This is a genomic window from Streptomyces sp. NBC_01314, from assembly GCF_041435215.1.
Taxonomy (GTDB): Bacteria; Actinomycetota; Actinomycetes; order Streptomycetales; family Streptomycetaceae; genus Streptomyces.
In genome coordinates this window covers 4,195,348-4,211,694 of record NZ_CP108394.1, presented here as the reverse complement: position 1 = coordinate 4,211,694, position 16,347 = coordinate 4,195,348, and the positions used below count along the sequence as shown (strand labels likewise).

15 protein-coding genes are annotated in these 16,347 nt (G+C 68.9%); 9 read left to right on the top strand and 6 right to left on the bottom strand.

Annotation, left to right across the window (positions count from 1 at the left end):
* Positions 1-21: 21 nt before the first annotated feature.
* A complete protein-coding gene (locus OG622_RS18430; protein ID WP_371577312.1) occupies positions 22-2,439 on the top strand; it encodes a galactose oxidase-like domain-containing protein in 2,418 nt (805 codons plus the stop codon).
* Between the two features lie 258 nt (positions 2,440-2,697).
* Positions 2,698-3,132, top strand: a complete 435-nt coding sequence (locus OG622_RS18425; protein ID WP_371577310.1) for a VOC family protein — start codon at positions 2,698-2,700, stop codon at positions 3,130-3,132.
* 206 nt (positions 3,133-3,338) lie between these two features.
* Here the strand turns inward: OG622_RS18425 and OG622_RS18420 are convergent, their stop codons facing one another.
* Complete coding sequence (locus tag OG622_RS18420; protein WP_371584472.1) at positions 3,339-3,602, bottom strand: hypothetical protein; 264 nt, start codon at positions 3,600-3,602, stop codon at positions 3,339-3,341.
* Between OG622_RS18420 and OG622_RS18415 the strand changes: the two genes are divergently transcribed.
* Together OG622_RS18415 and OG622_RS18410 are read left to right on the top strand one after the other, a co-directional pair.
* A complete protein-coding gene (locus OG622_RS18415; protein WP_371577308.1) occupies positions 3,484-4,035 on the top strand; it encodes an LppX_LprAFG lipoprotein in 552 nt (183 codons plus the stop codon). The genes OG622_RS18420 and OG622_RS18415 overlap by 119 nt on opposite strands.
* Before the next feature lie 632 nt (positions 4,036-4,667).
* Positions 4,668-4,883, top strand: a complete 216-nt coding sequence (locus tag OG622_RS18410) for a hypothetical protein (protein WP_371577306.1) — start codon at positions 4,668-4,670, stop codon at positions 4,881-4,883.
* A 119-nt stretch (positions 4,884-5,002) separates the two neighbouring features.
* Here the strand turns inward: OG622_RS18410 and OG622_RS18405 are convergent, their stop codons facing one another.
* Positions 5,003-5,503 (bottom strand): hypothetical protein, encoded by a 501-nt coding sequence (locus OG622_RS18405; RefSeq protein ID WP_371577304.1) that lies wholly within the window; start codon positions 5,501-5,503, stop codon positions 5,003-5,005.
* A gap of 320 nt (positions 5,504-5,823) precedes the next feature.
* Here OG622_RS18405 and OG622_RS18400 point away from each other — a divergent pair, with 320 nt between their 5' ends.
* On the top strand, positions 5,824-6,921 hold the full coding sequence (locus tag OG622_RS18400; protein ID WP_371584133.1) for a hypothetical protein: 1,098 nt from the start codon (positions 5,824-5,826) through the stop codon (positions 6,919-6,921).
* A gap of 110 nt (positions 6,922-7,031) precedes the next feature.
* Here the strand turns inward: OG622_RS18400 and OG622_RS18395 are convergent, their stop codons facing one another.
* The 4 genes from OG622_RS18395 to OG622_RS18380 all read right to left on the bottom strand — a co-directional run bounded on the left by OG622_RS18395 (position 7,032) and on the right by OG622_RS18380 (position 10,920).
* Positions 7,032-7,757, bottom strand: coding sequence for a Mut7-C RNAse domain-containing protein (locus OG622_RS18395; RefSeq protein WP_371577302.1), 726 nt, complete (start codon positions 7,755-7,757; stop codon positions 7,032-7,034).
* Between the two features lie 33 nt (positions 7,758-7,790).
* A complete protein-coding gene (locus OG622_RS18390; RefSeq protein ID WP_371577301.1) occupies positions 7,791-8,447 on the bottom strand; it encodes a TetR/AcrR family transcriptional regulator in 657 nt (218 codons plus the stop codon).
* Between the two features lie 4 nt (positions 8,448-8,451).
* Entirely contained in the window at positions 8,452-10,062 is a 1,611-nt protein-coding gene (locus OG622_RS18385) for a DHA2 family efflux MFS transporter permease subunit (RefSeq protein WP_371577299.1), read from the bottom strand.
* A gap of 120 nt (positions 10,063-10,182) precedes the next feature.
* Positions 10,183-10,920, bottom strand: coding sequence for a hemolysin III family protein (locus tag OG622_RS18380; protein ID WP_371577297.1), 738 nt, complete (start codon positions 10,918-10,920; stop codon positions 10,183-10,185).
* A gap of 351 nt (positions 10,921-11,271) precedes the next feature.
* Between OG622_RS18380 and OG622_RS18375 the strand changes: the two genes are divergently transcribed.
* The 4 genes from OG622_RS18375 to OG622_RS18360 all read left to right on the top strand — a co-directional run bounded on the left by OG622_RS18375 (position 11,272) and on the right by OG622_RS18360 (position 16,327).
* A complete protein-coding gene (locus tag OG622_RS18375; RefSeq protein ID WP_371577296.1) occupies positions 11,272-13,098 on the top strand; it encodes a phosphoenolpyruvate carboxykinase (GTP) in 1,827 nt (608 codons plus the stop codon).
* Positions 13,099-13,493: 395 nt separating this feature from the next.
* A complete protein-coding gene (locus tag OG622_RS18370) occupies positions 13,494-14,483 on the top strand; it encodes a serine/threonine-protein kinase (protein ID WP_371577295.1) in 990 nt (329 codons plus the stop codon).
* Positions 14,470-15,024 (top strand): hypothetical protein, encoded by a 555-nt coding sequence (locus tag OG622_RS18365; RefSeq protein ID WP_371577293.1) that lies wholly within the window; start codon positions 14,470-14,472, stop codon positions 15,022-15,024. The genes OG622_RS18370 and OG622_RS18365 overlap by 14 nt, the downstream gene beginning before the upstream one ends.
* A gap of 160 nt (positions 15,025-15,184) precedes the next feature.
* Entirely contained in the window at positions 15,185-16,327 is a 1,143-nt protein-coding gene (locus tag OG622_RS18360) for a hypothetical protein (protein ID WP_371577291.1), read from the top strand.
* The last annotated feature ends 20 nt before the right edge of the window (positions 16,328-16,347 follow it).

The window sequence follows — 16,347 nt, the reverse complement described above, 5'->3', positions numbered from 1 at the left end:
TTGAAGATCCGCATCAGACCCATGCCCAGGCCCAGACCCAGACGAAGAACAGCCCTGCTGGCGACCGGAGCGCTCGCCGCCGGCCTCCTGCTGTTCTCACCCCAGCCCGCGTCCGCCGCCAACCTCATCCAGAACCCCGGCTTCGAGACGGCCGGCAGTGACGGCATGCCGTACTGCTGGGAGAAGTCCGGCTGGGGCGACAACGACTTCACCTTCACCACCGTGGCGGGCGCCCACTCCGGCACCAAGGCCATGAAGGTCGAGCTGACCCGCAGGGTCTCCGGCGACCGCAAGGCCCTGATCACCGAGTCGGCGGCCTGCGCGCCCTCCGTCACGGTGGGCAAGCAGTACGACCTGGCCCTCTGGTACAGGTCGACGACCCCGGACACGTCCGTCACCCTGTTCCGGCACGACACCACGGCCGGCTGGCAGTACTGGACCGACCTCAAGACGCTGGACATGGCCGGGAGCTGGACCGAGGCGACGGTCCGCACCCCCGAGATCCCGGCGGGCACCGACCGGATCACCTGGGGCGTCTCCGTCTACGGCACCGGCTCCGTCACCACCGACGACTACACCATGGACCAGGTCGCCGACCCCGTCCCCGAGCCGGAGTGCACGGGCACACCGGAGCAGTGCCAGAACGGCCGCTGGGACGTGCTGCCCACCGAGAACCCCGTCCGCTCCATGCACTCCGTCGTCCTCAACAACGGCAAGGTGCTGCTGATCGCCGGCTCCGGCAACAGTGAGCAGATGTTCGAGGCGGGCACCTTCACCAGCGCGGTCTACGACCCGGTGAAGGGCACGTACAAGCAGATCCCCACGCCCGACGACATGTTCTGCGCGGGCCACGTGCAGCTGGACGACGGCCGTGTCCTCGTCATGAGCGGCAACAAGGCGTACCCGGTGGCGGGCGGACACGGCTACGAGGGCTACAAGGACTCGTACATCTTCGACCCGGTCACCGAGACCTACAGCAAGACCAACGACATGAACGACGGCCACTGGTATCCGTCGGCGACGATCCTCGGCAACGGTGACGTCATCTCGTTCGGCGGTCTGCGCGAGGACTCCACCGGTTCGGTGACGGCCGAGCTGTGGTCGGACGCCGAGCAGAAGTGGCTCGAACTCTGGAAGGTCAACCAGACCTGGTCGTACTGGGGCCTGTACCCGTCGATGATCCTCATGCAGGACGGCCGCCTCTTCTACTCCGGCAGCCATGTCTTCGGCAACAACATCCCGGGCACGGGTTCGGCGATCTACGACTACGGCGCCAACACGATCACGTCCATCCCCGGCCTGCAGAACAAGGACCAACGCGACCAGTCCGCGAGCGTGCTGCTGCCCCCGGCCCAGGACCAGAAGGTCCTGACACTCGGCGGCGGCAACATCGAGTCCAACCCCGACGCGAACCGTCTCACCGACGTCATCGACCTGAAGGCCGCGAACCCGGCGTACGTCGCCGGCCCGCCGATCCCGCAGGGCACGGTGAACCTCGGCAACGGGAAGGTCGCCCAGACGGGCAACCAGGGCAAGATGTACGTCTCGGCGGTTCTCCTCCCCGACGGCAAGGTCCTGGAGACGGGCGGCGCCCTGCACAACCGCGCCGACCCGGTGTTCGAGACGTCGCTCTACGACCCGGCGACCAACACGTTCGACCCGGTGGCGACGGATCCCGAGGAGCGCGGCTACCACTCCTCCGCCTTCCTCCTCCCCGACGGCCGCGTCATGACCACGGGCGACAACCCGGGCAACGGCACGTGGAACCACGACGTGTCGATCTACACCCCGCCGTACCTCCTGAAGGGCGCCCGCCCGAAGATCACCTCGGTGATCGACAAGGAGTGGGTCTACGGTGACACGCAGCGCATCACGGTGGACCGCCCCATCGCGAAGGCGGAACTGATCCGCCCCGCGGCGGTGACCCACTCCTCCGACCCGAACCAGCGCTTCGTGGATCTGCCGCTCTCGGTCGACGGCAACAACATCGACCTGAACGTGACGAGCAACCCCAACCTGGCCCCGCCCGGCTGGTACATGCTCTTCGCGGTCGACGCCAACGGCGTCCCGTCGGTCGCGGAATGGGTCCACCTCCAGGGCCCGTCGGCCTTGGCGCAGGCCTCCGGCGACGCCCCCTCGGCCCACGTCCACGACTTCGCGGACGCCCCGAAGGGCAAGACCACCGGCCCGGGAAAGAAGAGCAAGTCCAAGAAGGTAAGCCCCACGATCTCCGGCTGCGACCGCCACTACGGCACGGCCAACGTCTGCGTCCCGACGGCCTTCCCGGCGGAGGCCAAGAAGACGACGGCGTCCCGCTGCGAGTGGCTCAAGGAGAACGACTACGGCCGCCTGAAGATCAACGGCAACGACGACCCGCTGAAGCTGGACCGGAACAGGGATGGTCTGGCTTGCGGGAAGGGGGATGTGAAGCGCGGCTGACGATCCGCGCGGACGGTACGACCTGAGAGGCGCACCGTGGGAACGCGGCCCCGTACCTGGCGACATCGGCCGGGTGCGGGGCCGCGGTCCGGTCCGGAACGACGGGCAAGGCAACCCCCCTTGGAGGCATCGACATCGGTTCACCCCCCCCGCGACCGCACGGCACAGCAGCGGCTGGCTGGGGCGGGCCGCTTTCCCGACAACACGCGGATGTACACCGGGAAATGAGCGACAGAGTCCCCTTGCTAGGGTGCGCCGATGTCATCGATCAAGCAGTTCCAAGTCACCTTCGACTGCGCAGAACCCGAGCGCGTCGCCCGCTTCTGGTGCGAGGTGCTGGGGTACGTCGTACCGCCCCCACCGGAGGGGTTCGCCACCTGGGACGACTTCGATGGCTCTCTGCCGCCTGAGCAGCAGGGTGCGGCGTTCGCCTGCGGTGACCCCTCAGGTGTGGGCCCGCGCCTGTACTTCCAGCGCGTCCCCGAAGGCAAGGTCGTCAAGAATCGGGTGCATCTTGACGTGCGAGCCGGCACCGGGCTCGTGGGCGAAGAACGCCTCGCCACGCTCGAAGCCGAGTGCGCACGACTGGTCGCGCTCGGCGCGACATGCGTGCGAGTGCTGCTGGCCGACGATGACAACGAGTCGTGCATCGTGATGCAGGACATCGAGGGCAACGAGTTCTGTCTCGACTGACCACCCTCCGAGACGGCGAGGTGCACCATAGCGAGTCACGCGTGCACCGGTAAGCCCGGCCCGGCGGCCGGCGGATGTGAAGCGTCGCTGACGATGTGCACGGACGGTACGACCTGAGCGGTGCACGTGGGAACGCGGTCCCGTACCTGCCGACATTCGCCGGGTACGGGGCCGCGTCATGGTTGGTCCTGCTGCGTAGGCGGCGGTTACGCGCGGCCCATGGTGTGCCCGGTGCCGGGTGAGGTCTGGACGGAGTTGCGACAGTCCGGCGCGGCCGGAGGCAGCGGCTGGCCGTCGAGGGCACGGCAGAGGGCGGCGTGCAGATGCTCGGCCTCTGCGAGGGTGAGGGTCATGTCGGTGTCGGTGGGGTGCCGGTCACCGGTCCCGTTCAGCCGTAGCGGCACGGCGAGACGATCGTCGCCGGTGCGACGCACAGGCCGCCCGGGTGTCCGCTCGATGGTCCAGCTCATGCACGATGGCCCTGGGTCGCCGTCCTCAGCCACGCAATCGCCAGGCTCCACGCCCTGCCGAACCCCAACTGCGCAGTCCACCCTTCTGACCGGGTCCAAGGACCTGCGGCTGATCGGCACTGAGACGGTCGACGGCGCCAGGACCACGCACTACAAGGGGACGGTGAACAGCGACGGCCTGATTCGAGAGCGCCTCGATCAGTTCATGCAGCTGGAAGTCTCCGACCCGCTCACCATGGACCTGTGGATAGACGGCGACGACCGCACCAAGCAGTTCCGTATGCGGGCCGAACACAACGACATGCTTGTCGGCACCGGAGACGGGCTGCTCGACCTGACCATCACCTTCCTCGACATCAATAAGCCTGTGGCCATCAAAGCCCCACCGACCAAGGACACCACCCCCCTCGCGGACGACGCGCAGGCAGGCTGAGCGTCACCTGGGCAGAGGAGAACGCCCCCGTACGCAGCCCAACACCCCCCACCACAGTTGGAAGGCAGTGGGCAAGAGGGTGCACCGTGACTGTCGGAACCACTACCCCTGGACGGGAAGATCCGGGTGGGTGGCTAGAAAGATCATGTAGGCGATCGCCGCCGTTCCTCCCAGGAGGGACAACAAACCACCCACTACGGCTCGCGACCTGCTCGCTCGGCCGTGCGCTGACGCCCAGTACTCGACGCAGGCCCGCACAAGGCCGACGAGAGCCATGGGCAGAGCAAGGAAGCAGACGAGCATCCAGAAGGGGCAACAAAACCAGCACGCCACGGACGCCCCGCCGAACCAGACCGCGAGCTCCTTCATCTCTTGTGTCTCGTCCGGTGCGCGAACGGAAGTCATGGGCCGATTCAAGCAGCACCCTGGTGGGAGCTCCGCAGCAGGAGGAGGCACCGTCGGCGACAGTGGTCAGCGCGCCACAACAGACGTGCACCACAAGCGCACCAGATCGAGCGGGGAACAGCGGGGAACCATGGGGAAAGCAGTCAAGCAGCGCCGACGGTGGACCACCAGGCCACAAGCCTGTCCGCCAGCTGGTCAACTTCTTGGGGCTGAGGGGCGAGAGCGAAGTGATCTTCCAGCTCGGACCCCAGGAACTCGCCAATCGCTGCCCGCCCGGCTCCAGCGTGCAGACGGGTGAGGAGGGGAGCGATGAGGCAGTCGTACTGATCCTGGACGAGATCAGCGACGCCAATCGGATCCCACTCGTTAAGCAGGAGGCGCAGATTGCTGTGCACGTCTACGGGCTGCATGCCCTCATCCTGGCATGGAGTCCGTCCAGTTGACTGGCCTTCCGGGGTGTGGGATTGGAACCCACGGTGACTCGCGCCACGACGGCTTTCGAGATCGTCGCAGGCTTGGCTCGACGGACCCTGTCATCGCTGGACGGTGGATCAGAGCCCGGTCAGATCTCGTTGATACGCCAGGCGATCATGCCTGTTGCGCCGGGCTGCCCCTGAACATCCAGTCGGAGAGGGTCCTGCGCTGCGAAGCGTTGGAAGACCACGGTCCCGTCGCAGGGAACCAGCTTCTTCGAACCCGCGGCCGTCGGGGTGAAGACGATCTCCGTGTCCCCCGTGCCAGCGCATACGACAGCAACCCTGTAGGTGACGTCTTCGGTCAAGCCGGGCTGTGTGTGGGCTCCGTCGGAGACCCGCTCGACGCCGGACTCGACCATCGAGCCACCCTGGTCCGTGACGGCGTCAAGGGCCGACTGGACTTCAGCCGTGAGTCTCTTCTCGGTCTTCAGCTCGGTGCTGCGACGGGGAGCGGTCGGTGAGGCGGTGGGGTCGGGTGCGGAGTTGTCGGCAGACGTGCAGGACGTCAGCAGGAGCGCCTGCGCCAGGACACAGCCGACGAGCCATGCGGGCCGGGGCCTCACGGAGAGGTGCTCCAGAACTTCCATCCGGTCTCCTTGGTGGGGAGCGTCGCCGTGCCGCTGTCGATGAGCATCGCTTCGCCGCAGCCGTTCCCCTGACGCCGGCACTTTTCCCACGAGACCTCGTAGCCCCACGAACCATATTGCAGGCCACCGTACTTGGGCTTGAGGATGTTGCGCGTATGGGTGTGCCCCGTCGCGACCGTGACACTGTCGGAGATACGGCACGGAGCCCCCGGGGCCCCGCCCTGCGGCGATCAACTAGCCAAGTTGAGCTGTGTGATGATGCACGAAAGATGACCGGCCCTGGGGAGGGACCGGGTACGTGAGAAGGACGGGGGCCCATGGTGGGCAAGGACGGGGAGTCCATACCGGACGACGAGTGGGAGCGCTTCCTTCGTGACGCCGAAGCGGGGACCAAGGACGCGCCCGAGGAGCCGTCGGCGCGGGCCCGCATGGTGGCGCGGCGGCTGCGGGAGGAGAGTGGCCGGCCGGAGCCGTGGCGGAGTCACCAGCCGGCCCGGCGGCAAGGAGGTAAGGGTTGGTACGTGGTCGGTCTGCTGTTTGCGGGCGCCCTGCTGGTCGTGGCACTGGATCCGGGGCGGGTCGCTGGATGGTTCGGAGGCGGAGACGGCGAGAGTGCGCCGCTCGCCGTGGAGTCGAAACGTCCGGATCAACCGCCGCCGACGGAACTGGCAGCCCACCGTCCGACCGTGCGGCAGCCGTTCAGGGGGTCGCCCGCGGCTCAGTGGGCTGACGGGACGGCTGGGATCGGCCTGCCCGAGGCACGTGCGACCGGCTGGATGAGCAAGGGGCAGGTCACGCAGGCGCTCGAGAAGTCCCGGGACTTCCTCGCCGCGTCCAGTCTGGATCCTGGTGTGCTGCGTGGGAAGCGGCCGAGCAAGGCGATCGCGTTGATCAATCCTCATCAGCAGGATGTCCAGGACTACCTCGCGACCGCGCTCCGTGCGCCCAGCCGGGAGGATGATCCTCTGCTGCTGTTCAGCCGGTTCAAGGAGGCGAAGGTCCGGCTTGTCGGGGATGTGGTCAAGACACGGGGGCGGATCACGTACCGAGAAGGTAAGCGCGGTGCGGTCGAGGTGACCACCGATGTCACCTACGTATATCCGTCCGTACGCGCTGCGGCGGGAAGCGACGAAGTCGCGCGCACCATCGTGCGCCGCGAGGTCGTGATGAGTTGGGACGACCCGGCGAAGATCGTCATCGAGTCGGGTACGTTCTCCCTCGTCTCCTACAAGGTGGACACCACCAACGGCGGCTGCGATACCTTCGACGGCTACCTCACCCCCGAGTTCATCGCAGAGCGCGATGCCTCGCGCCCGGGAGACGGCCCCGAGGTCGACCCGTACGACCGGAGCACGTCGATGGACACGCGCATGCGGGAGGCCGGCGATGCGGAGTGCGGGGCTGCCACACGGTCGTGAGCGGCAGTCGCGGGGGATGAGAACCGCGCGGTCGGGAGCCTCAAGCGTCGCGGGTCGGTGAGTGTCCCATCGCGTTGCCCGTCAGCGGCACCGGGCGAGCGACTCCCGGCTCACCCCGTACGCATCCTCAGCGCCTCCCGCACGATCGCCTCCAGCTTCTCGTGGTGCGCGCCCTTCCAGTACGCCCGCCCGCACGCGTCGCACTGCGCGAACACGTCGTACGACTTCTGCGTCCCGCCCTCCAGCCGGTCCGCGACCTCCTCCTTCGTCGCCGGCTTCAGCAGCCCGTTGCAGGCGGTGCACCGAGTCCAGGGGTGGAGATCGGGTGCGAACCGGTCCAGCACATCCCGGAGTTGCTCCTCCGGGTGCGTGCTGTAGATGTACGCCCCGGCCCACAACTCACGCCGCCGCAGCAAGCCCCGGTCACGGCTGAGCATCACGCGTCGCTCGGTGGCGGAGAGGGTGGCCAGCGCCGGGTCGCCGAGGTCTGTCGACTCGTACGCCGCGTCCACCCCCAGCAGTCGCAGCCGTCGCGCGAGCGTGCCGAGGTGGACGTCGAGGAGGAAGCGGAGGGGGGCGCCAGGGATGTGCTGGGGGCGGGCGACCGGGCGTACGGTCACCGACTCGCCGTCCGCCGGGATGTGGGAGACCGGGACCTCGCGGCCGTCGACGACGAGTGCGCCCACCTCGGTCAGGGGTACGCCGAGGGACTCGATCACGTGGCCCAGTGTCGAGACGCCGTCGGTGGCCAGCGGGGTCGCGCCCGCGCGGCGGGCGTGGGGGACGAACAGGGCCAGCTCGGGGGCGACTTCGACGTGGATCTCGGGTGCTTTCACCTGGTTAGGATGGCACGGGGGAGGGAGGCGGCCTCAGGGGTTTTCCGTTCGGAGGCCGTGTTGGAGGGTGGCCAGGGTGCGGTCGACGAGTTCGGCGAAGTCGTCACGGTGGTCGTTCTCGGCCCAGTAGAGGGACGTCTCCATCAGGCCGCCGATGAGGGACATCGCCCAGACCCGTACCTCCAGGCTGTCGGGGTCCCGGCCGGTGCGTTCGCCGATGGCGGTGCAGAGCATGCGGCCGGTGACCGACATGCTCTCCATCATGCGTGAGCGCACCGCGGGCACCTGGACCATCAGGTGGGTGCGCAGCCGCGCCACCGCCATGTCCTCCTCGATGCCCGTGCGGACGGCCTCGCGCATCACGTGGCGGATGCTGTCCGTCCAGGGTTCGTCCGCCGGCCGAGCCCGCAGTTCATCCAGGAGGATCGGGTCGTACTCGTCGGTGAGGACGATGTCCTCCTTGGTGGGGAAGTACCGGAAGACGGTCGACGGTGACACCTCCGCCCGGTCGGCGATCTGCTCGATCGTCGTGGCGTCGTAGCCCTGCTCCTCGACCAGTGCGTAGGTCGCGGCGCGGATCGCCTCGCGGGTCTTGATCTTCTTCCGTTCACGGAGTCCGAGCTGCGGGCGATCGGCGGGGGTGGTGGGAGTCGTGGAGGTGGTGGAGGTGGTGGGGCGTGCGGCCGTCATGCCGTCATTGTCGGGCATCGGGCTTGGACGTGGCCAGGTCAGAGCCGGTGCTCCGACGGCTCTGACCACTCTGGCCGCTCCGCTCACTCCGGCCGCCCCGCTCGCTCGGCCCGGTCGGCGTGCTCGGCAGGAAGGCCGCGGCCAGCAGCGCCGCGGCCAGGGCCGCGCCGCCGCACACCAGCAGGACGAGGCCCATGCCGTGGACGTACGAGGCGTTCGCGGACGTCAGGAGGTCGGCCGCGCCCGCCCGCTCCGCGACGAGGTGGGCCGCGACCACCGAGTCCCCGGCGGTGTCGGCGGCCGACGCGGGCAGCGCGGCGGTGTCGAGCCGGTCCCGGAAGGCGCCCGCGAGCAGACTGCCGAGCAGGGCGATGCCGATCGCGCCGCCCACCTGTCGCAGGGTCATCAGCAGCCCGGAGCCGCTGCCGGCCCGGTCGGTGGGCAGGGTGCCTAGGGCGCCGGACATCGCGGGCACGATCGAGAGCCCGAATCCGGCTCCGGCGAACGACAGCCACAGTGCGGTGAACCCGTAGCCGGAGTCGACCGTCGTACGACTGCCGAGGAAGGCGGCGAAGGCGAGCACCACCAGTCCCGCGCTGACCACGGACCGGGACCCGAAGCGTTCGACGACGGGTTGCGCGACCCGAGCGCCGACCAGCAGGCCGCCCATCAGCGGCAGCAGCCGTACGCCGGTGCCCAGGGCGTCGTTGCCGAGGACGGCCTGGAGGTACGGCGGCAGGACGAACATCAGGCCGGACAGGACGAACATGACGAGGGTCGCGGCGAGTGCGTTGAAGAGGAAGCCGCGGTGGGCGAGCAGGCCCATGTCGAGCATGGGGCGCACCGACCGCCGCTCGCGCAGCACCAGTGCGGCGATGAGGACCGCAGCCCCGGCGAACATGCCCAGGACCAGTGGGTCGCCCCAGCCGCGGGTGGGTGCCTCGATGATCGCGTAGATGAGAGAGCCGAGGCCGGCGGCGGTGAGCGCGGTGGAGACGGTGTCGATTCTGGGGGAGGCGGGGTCGCGGGTCTCGGGCAGCAGGAAGACGCAGGCGGCGATGCCGATCGCCGCCATCGGGACGTTGATCAGGAAGACCGAGCCCCACCAGTAGTGGTTGAGGAGCCAGCCGCCGATGATCGGGCCGAGCGGCAGGCCGAGCATGGAGCCCGCCGAGACGATGCCGACGGCCTTGGTGCGCTCGTCGGGCGTGAAGAGCGAGGGCAGTACCGAGAGGGCGAGCGGGGTGACCAGCGCTGCGCCGATTCCCATCACGGCGCGGGCTGCGACGACCGCGTTCACGTCCTGGGCCAGCGCGCCGACGACCGATCCGGCCAGGAAGATCCCCAGCCCGGTGATCAGCATCCGCCGTCGGCCGAACCGGTCGCCGAGCAGTCCGGCAGGGAGCATCAGGGCCGCGAAGACGACGATGTACGCGTCCGCCATCCACTGCTGCTCACCGGTGGTCGCGCCGATCTGCTCGGCCATGGTCGGCAGCGCCACGTTGAGGATCGTCATGTCGAAGCCGAGCACCAGCATGCTCGCGACGAGGGCGCCGAGGGCCCACCAGCGGCGGGGATCGGGCCGGGCGGAGGAAGTTGGAGTGACAGTAGCCATGAAATGAGAGTAGCTGTCAAAATGTAGCCACTGTCAATACGTAGCGCCTCTCATGCGACGTCCGGGTATACGAAAATGGCCACGGCTCGGAAGCCGTGGCCAGGAGGGATCGGGGGAGTGCTATGCGTGCTGGTAGGCGACCATCGAGATGCCCACGTAGTGCACGACGAACGCGGCGAGGGTGAAGGAGTGGAAGACCTCGTGGAAGCCGAACCAGCGCGGTGACGGGTCCGGGCGCTTGAGGCCGTAGATCACTCCGCCGGCGCTGTAGAGAAGGCCGCCGACGATCACCAGGACGAGGACGGCGATGCCGCCCGTGCGCATGAAGTCGGGCAGGAAGAAGACGGCGGCCCAGCCCATGGCGATGTAGCAGGGGGTGTAGAGCCAGCGCGGGGCGCCGACCCAGAACACCCGGAAGGCGATGCCGGCGAGCGCCGCTCCCCAGATGCCCCACAGCAGCCACTGACCCTTGGCGCCGGGCAGCAGCAGCATGGTGAGCGGGGTGTAGGAACCCGCGATGATCAGGAAGATGTTGGCGTGATCCAGCCTGCGCAGGATGCCGTCCATGCGCGGGCTCCAGGTGCCCCGGTGGTACAGCGCGCTCACGCCGAACAGCAGGCAGGCCGTGAGGGCGAAGATCCCGCAGGCGATGCGTCCGCGTGTGGAGTCCGCGAGGGCGGTGAGCACCAGGCCGGCGACCAGTACGGCCGGGAACATGCCGAGGTGCAGCCAGCCCCGGAGTCTGGGCTTGATCTCGTCGGTGATCTGGTGGGCGATCTGATGCGGCAGGGATCGCGCGTCGGAAGGGCGGCTGTCGGCCGGCGTCTCCGGGTGCGCATCGGGGACGGACGCTGTCATGTATCGCATCGTACCTACGGAACCGTAACTTACGGGACCGCGCGGGCTGTTCGTGTCCCCGGAAGTGGCCATCATCTCACGCGGAGCCCCCGACGGGACATTTGAGCGCCCCGCATGGATACCCACGGTGAAGTGGAAGTAACGCAGGGAAACCTCTTGGGGTGACGATCGACGAGTGGTGATGGTCACGATGCTCACGTGTGAGGCCCTCTGGACATATGGGCACTCTCGTCGGATGATCAAATGAGTGCGGTCGGCACCGGATGAGCGCCCAAAGATCACTTTTGTGAAGCATCCGGGTCGCAGCCCCCACGGGGCCTCCAACCCAAAATCCCTCATTTAGGAGCAATCGTGGCGCGCGACATCGCGGCTCCCCCCTCAACCGTCCCGACCACCCACCGAGAACTCGTGGCGTGGGTGAACGAGATCGCCGAACTGACCGAGCCGGACAACGTGGTCTGGTGCGATGGATCCGAGGCCGAGTACGAGCGCCTGTGCGGGGAGCTCGTCGAGAAGGGCACGTTCCGGAAGCTCGACCCGATCAAGCGCCCGAACTCCTACTACGCAGCGTCCGACCCGACCGATGTCGCCCGGGTCGAGGACCGCACGTTCATCTGTTCGGAGAACGAAGAGGACGCGGGCCCGACCAACCACTGGAAGGCGCCCGCCGAGATGCGGGACATCTTCCAGGGCGAGAAGGGGCTGTTCCGCGGCTCGATGCGCGGCCGGACGATGTACGTCGTCCCGTTCTGCATGGGCCCGCTCGGCTCGCCGCTCTCCGCGCTCGGCGTCGAGATCACCGACTCCGCGTACGTCGCCGTCTCCATGCGCACCATGACCCGCATGGGACAGCCGGTGCTGGACGAGCTCGGTTCCGAGGGCTTCTTCGTGAAGGCCGTGCACACCCTCGGCGCCCCGCTGGAGTCCGGCCAGGCCGATGTGCCGTGGCCCTGCAACAGCACCAAGTACATCTCCCACTTCCCCGAGAGCCGCGAGATCTGGTCGTACGGCTCCGGGTACGGCGGCAACGCGCTGCTCGGCAAGAAGTGCTACGCCCTGCGCATCGCGTCGGTGATGGCGCGCGACGAGGGCTGGCTGGCCGAGCACATGCTCATCCTGAAACTGACGCCCCCGCAGGGCGAGTCGAAGTACGTCGCCGCCGCGTTCCCGTCGGCGTGCGGCAAGACGAACCTGGCGATGCTGGAGCCGACCGTCAAGGGCTGGACCGTCGAGACCATCGGCGACGACATCGCGTGGATGCGCTTCGACGAGGACGGACAGCTCTACGCCATCAACCCCGAGGCCGGGTTCTTCGGCGTCGCGCCCGGCACCGGTGAACACACCAACGCCAACGCGATGAAGACGCTGTGGGGCAACTCGGTCTTCACCAACGTGGCGCTCACGGACGACGGCGACGTGTGGTGGGAGGGGATGACGGAGGAGACTCCGGCCCATCTGACCGACTGGAAGGGCAACGACTGGACGCCGGACGCCGAGGCGCCGGCCGCCCACCCGAACGCCCGCTTCACGGTGCCCGCCGCCCAGTGCCCGATCATCGCGCCCGAGTGGGAGGACCCCAAGGGCGTGCCGATCTCGGCGATCCTCTTCGGCGGCCGCCGCGCCACGGCGGTGCCGCTGGTGACGGAGTCCTTCGACTGGAACCACGGGGTGTTCCTGGGCGCGAACGTGGCGTCCGAGAAGACCGCCGCGGCCGAGGGCAAGGTCGGTGAACTGCGCCGCGACCCCTTCGCGATGCTGCCCTTCTGCGGCTACAACATGGGCGACTACATGGGCCACTGGGTCGATGTCGCCAAGGGCAAGGACCAGGCCAAACTGCCGAAGATCTACTACGTCAACTGGTTCCGCAAGAACGACGAGGGCAAGTTCGTCTGGCCCGGCTTCGGTGAGAACAGCCGTGTTCTGAAGTGGATCGTGGACCGGCTGGACGGCAAGGCGGAGGGGGTGGAGACCCCGATCGGCATCCTCCCGACGCCGCAGGCGCTGGACACGGAGGGGCTGGACCTCTCCTCGTCCGACCTCGACTTCCTGCTGACCGTCGACAAGGAGGTGTGGCGGGAGGAGGCCGCGCTGGTGCCCGAACACCTCAATACCTTCGGTGATCACACGCCGAAGGAGTTGTGGGACGAGTACCGGGCGCTGGTGAGCCGTCTGGGCTGACGCCCCTTCGTTTTCGCTCCGCGACCGGCCGGATATGGGTTGCCCTGACCGGCGACGGCTCCTCGGCCGGTCGCGGATTTTTTGTTGCGCCGGACAGCTCGGGTTCTGGGGTTCGCTGGCGGGTGCGGGTTCGGTGGGGCTTCTCGCGCAGTTCCCCGCGCCCCTGAAAAGCAGGGGCTGCGCCCCGTGCCTTTCGGCCCGCAAGGGCCGTAGGCCCTTAGGGGCGCGGGGAACTGCGCGACCGGCCCCCACCGGACCCGCGGCTGGGGGTCGAAGGGGCGCAGCCCCTGGGGGAGGGACGGGTAGGGGCGGAGGGGGCGAAAAGTACTGCCGCGCACGGGATTTCGCGGGACACTCGGGACATCCGCACCGAACCCCGAAATGAGGTGAGCGGGGTGCGTACACCCGTAAGTGACCCCCTGAAGATCGGCCCGTACAAGATAGTCGGCCGCCTCGGATCGGGCGGCATGGGCTGGGTCTACCTGGGCCGCTCACCCGCCGGCCGCGAGGTCGCCGTCAAGGTCGCCCGCCCGGAACTCGCCGCCGAACCCGAGTTCCGTGAACGCTTCGCCCGCGAGGTCGCCGCCGCCCGCGTGGTCAGCGGCGCCTACACCGCCGCCGTGGTCGACGCCGACCCGACGGCCGAACTCCCCTGGCTGGCCACCCTGTACGTCCCCGGCCCCTCCCTCGCGGAAGCGGTCCGCGCGGACGGTCCCCTCCCCGAGACCCAGGTCCGCCCTCTCGGCGCCGGCCTCGTCGAGGCGTTGCAGGCCATCCACGCCGCCCATGTGATCCACCGTGACCTCAAGCCGGCGAACGTCCTGCTCGCCCAGGACGGCCCCCGCGTCATCGATTTCGGCATCTCCCGGGTGGACGGCGCCCCCGGCCTCACCCGCGTCGGCGTCATCGTCGGCACCCCGCCGTTCATGTCGCCCGAACAGATCCGCGGCGACCGGGTCGGCCCGCCGAGCGACGTGTTCTCCCTGGGCGGGGTCCTGGTGTACGCGCTCACCGGCCGCCCACCGCACGGGAGCGGGGAGGGGGTGCGCGTGGAGGTCGTACGGGGAGAGCCCCGGCTCGACGGCGTACCGGCGGGACTGCGGCCCGTCATCGGCCGCTGCCTGGCCAAGCGGCCCGAGGACCGCCCCCGACTCGCCGAGATCCTGGCCGAGTTGGTGGAGGAGGAGGCGAGCGCCGAGGTGTGGCCGCCGCCGCAGGTGGCCCGGACCATCGAGGTGCGGTACGAGGAGTTGCAGGAGCGCCATCGGCGCCGTACGACGAGCGAGTCCGTCCCCTCCTGTCTGCTGCTCCACGCGCAGGCGCTGCTCGACGCCGGGCTGACCGACGCCATGGTCGTCGGGGCGGTGGTCCGTGACAGTGCCTGACTCCTACCCGGGCCGGGATTCCCACCCCGGCCGCGACTCCTCCACCGGCCCCGACTCCTCGACCGGCCGCGGCTCGTACTCCGGGCGTGACTCCTGTCCGGGGGGCAACGCCGAGATCCTCGACCTCGGCACGCACTGGCGGCAGTTGGTGCAGAACTGGGTCGCCCGGCGGAATTACCACACGGTCCACGACACCGTATCCGTGTCCCTGCGTTTCGATCTCCATGAGGCGGGGCGGACGGTCACGGTGAGATTCATGACCACCAAGAAACTTCTCGTGGCGTTCGCGACGGACGGCAAATTCCTGCGGCAGGACCAAATCGCCATCGCCGCGGCTGCGTCGAACGCATGGAATACCGAACAACTGAACCCCATGCTTTCCGTGTGGGATGTACGCGGGCCGCGCCCCTGTCTCGCCGGAGTCTGTGATCTGCCACTGACGTGCCGTATCACGCAGGCGGACTTCGACGTGCTGGCGAATGACTGGGTGGATCGGGCGCGACAGATGTTCAGTCGTTGCCATCAGGTGTTCAAGTTGTAGAAGTGAAAAGCGTACTGATCGTAAATTGACGGAAGTCGCCGTAACTCCACCGGCGGAATACCACAAACCCTTCCGGCCGCCCGGCTGCCTGCTCCACTATTGGATGGGCTTTTTCAGGGCCGCGGGGGCGTGCCTTTCAGGCCACGGGGGGTTGGTTGCGTTGGGTGCGATCGGGCGTTCGCTGTTTCTCGGTGTGCTGGTGGGGTCGCTGGTCGGGTTGGTGCCGATGGGCTCCGCCTCGGCTGCGGAGTCGTGCGAGGGCCCCCTCGCGCCGTGGCTGAAGTGCTGGACGTCGAACGTCGAGAAGGGCAAGCCCTACGTCGTCACGCTCGACAGGCAGTTGTCGCTGACCGGATCCGAGCGGCAGCGGGACGAGTTGCTCAAGGAGGACGTGGAGAAGCGTCGGCATCAGCTGGTGGTGGAGGTGCCGAAGAACGGCCGGACGGGCGACGGCGGCACGGCTCTGCTGGTTCTGGCCGGGGGCCGGATGGTCCACCCCGACTCCAGGATCGACCGGATACCGCGGTGGGCCGTGGAGGAGTTGCGGGGCGCGGGGGTCTGCGTACCGCAGCAGCTGTGCGACCAGATCGTCGAGACGGACGGCCCGGCACCACCGCTGACGGGCCGCCACCTCATCGAGTTGGGGCTCGTCGCCGACCTGTCCACCCACATCGAGGCGATCGCACCCCCCGTCTCGAAGGCCCCCGACCCCGCCACCGCCGGAGCCGACGGCCGGAACGGCGAGGACGGGGCGGACGGCAAGGCGGACAACGCGGCCGAGACCACCGACGGCGAAGCCGCCGGATATGGCGGGGCGGCCTGGACCGCCTTCTGGATGGGGCTCCTCCTCGCCCTGCTGCTGCTCGCCTTCGTGATCGTGATCCGGCGGTCCAGGGGCCCGGTGGCCGTGGGGCACCGGGCACCGGGCCCCGGGTGGGCCTTCGGCGGGCCCGCCCGGCCGGCGCCGGCTCACGCGACACGCGGTGGTGACGGCGGTGGCGGTGATGGCGGTGGGGACGAGAGCACGACGCGGCTGCGGGTCGCGCCCGCGCCGCGGTACGGGCGGCAGGTGGGGGCCCGCCCCCCGCACGCCCGGACCGCGGTCGTACGGACCGAACTGCATCCGCAGGGCTATGTCGAGGTCGACCGGGTGCTGCGCCGGGCGGTGTGGGCCGAGCCGGGGCGGCCGCCGCCCGCGCCCGGCGGTCTCGTCGACGTCACCGACGCACGCGAACGCGACTCCGACGTCCTGTACGCCTTCCCACCGACCGCCGCACGGCATGCGAAGGGCACGCCCAGGTGATCCCGAGAGCCCCAGGCATC

Bases quoted from the DNA above. Each gene is read 5' to 3' on its own strand.
- OG622_RS18405 (WP_371577304.1), bottom strand. From the start codon at position 5,503: ATGGAAGTTCTGGAGCACCTCTCCGTGAGGCCCCGGCCCGCATGGCTC.
- OG622_RS18385 (WP_371577299.1), bottom strand. From the start codon at position 10,062: ATGGCTACTGTCACTCCAACTTCCTCCGCCCGGCCCGATCCCCGCCGC.
- OG622_RS18415 (WP_371577308.1), top strand. From the start codon at position 3,484: ATGTCGGTGTCGGTGGGGTGCCGGTCACCGGTCCCGTTCAGCCGTAGC.
- OG622_RS18390 (WP_371577301.1), bottom strand. From the start codon at position 8,447: ATGACGGCCGCACGCCCCACCACCTCCACCACCTCCACGACTCCCACC.
- OG622_RS18430 (WP_371577312.1), top strand. From the start codon at position 22: ATGCCCAGGCCCAGACCCAGACGAAGAACAGCCCTGCTGGCGACCGGA.
- OG622_RS18420 (WP_371584472.1), bottom strand. From the start codon at position 3,602: ATGAGCTGGACCATCGAGCGGACACCCGGGCGGCCTGTGCGTCGCACC.
- OG622_RS18425 (WP_371577310.1), top strand. From the start codon at position 2,698: ATGTCATCGATCAAGCAGTTCCAAGTCACCTTCGACTGCGCAGAACCC.
- OG622_RS18380 (WP_371577297.1), bottom strand. From the start codon at position 10,920: ATGACAGCGTCCGTCCCCGATGCGCACCCGGAGACGCCGGCCGACAGC.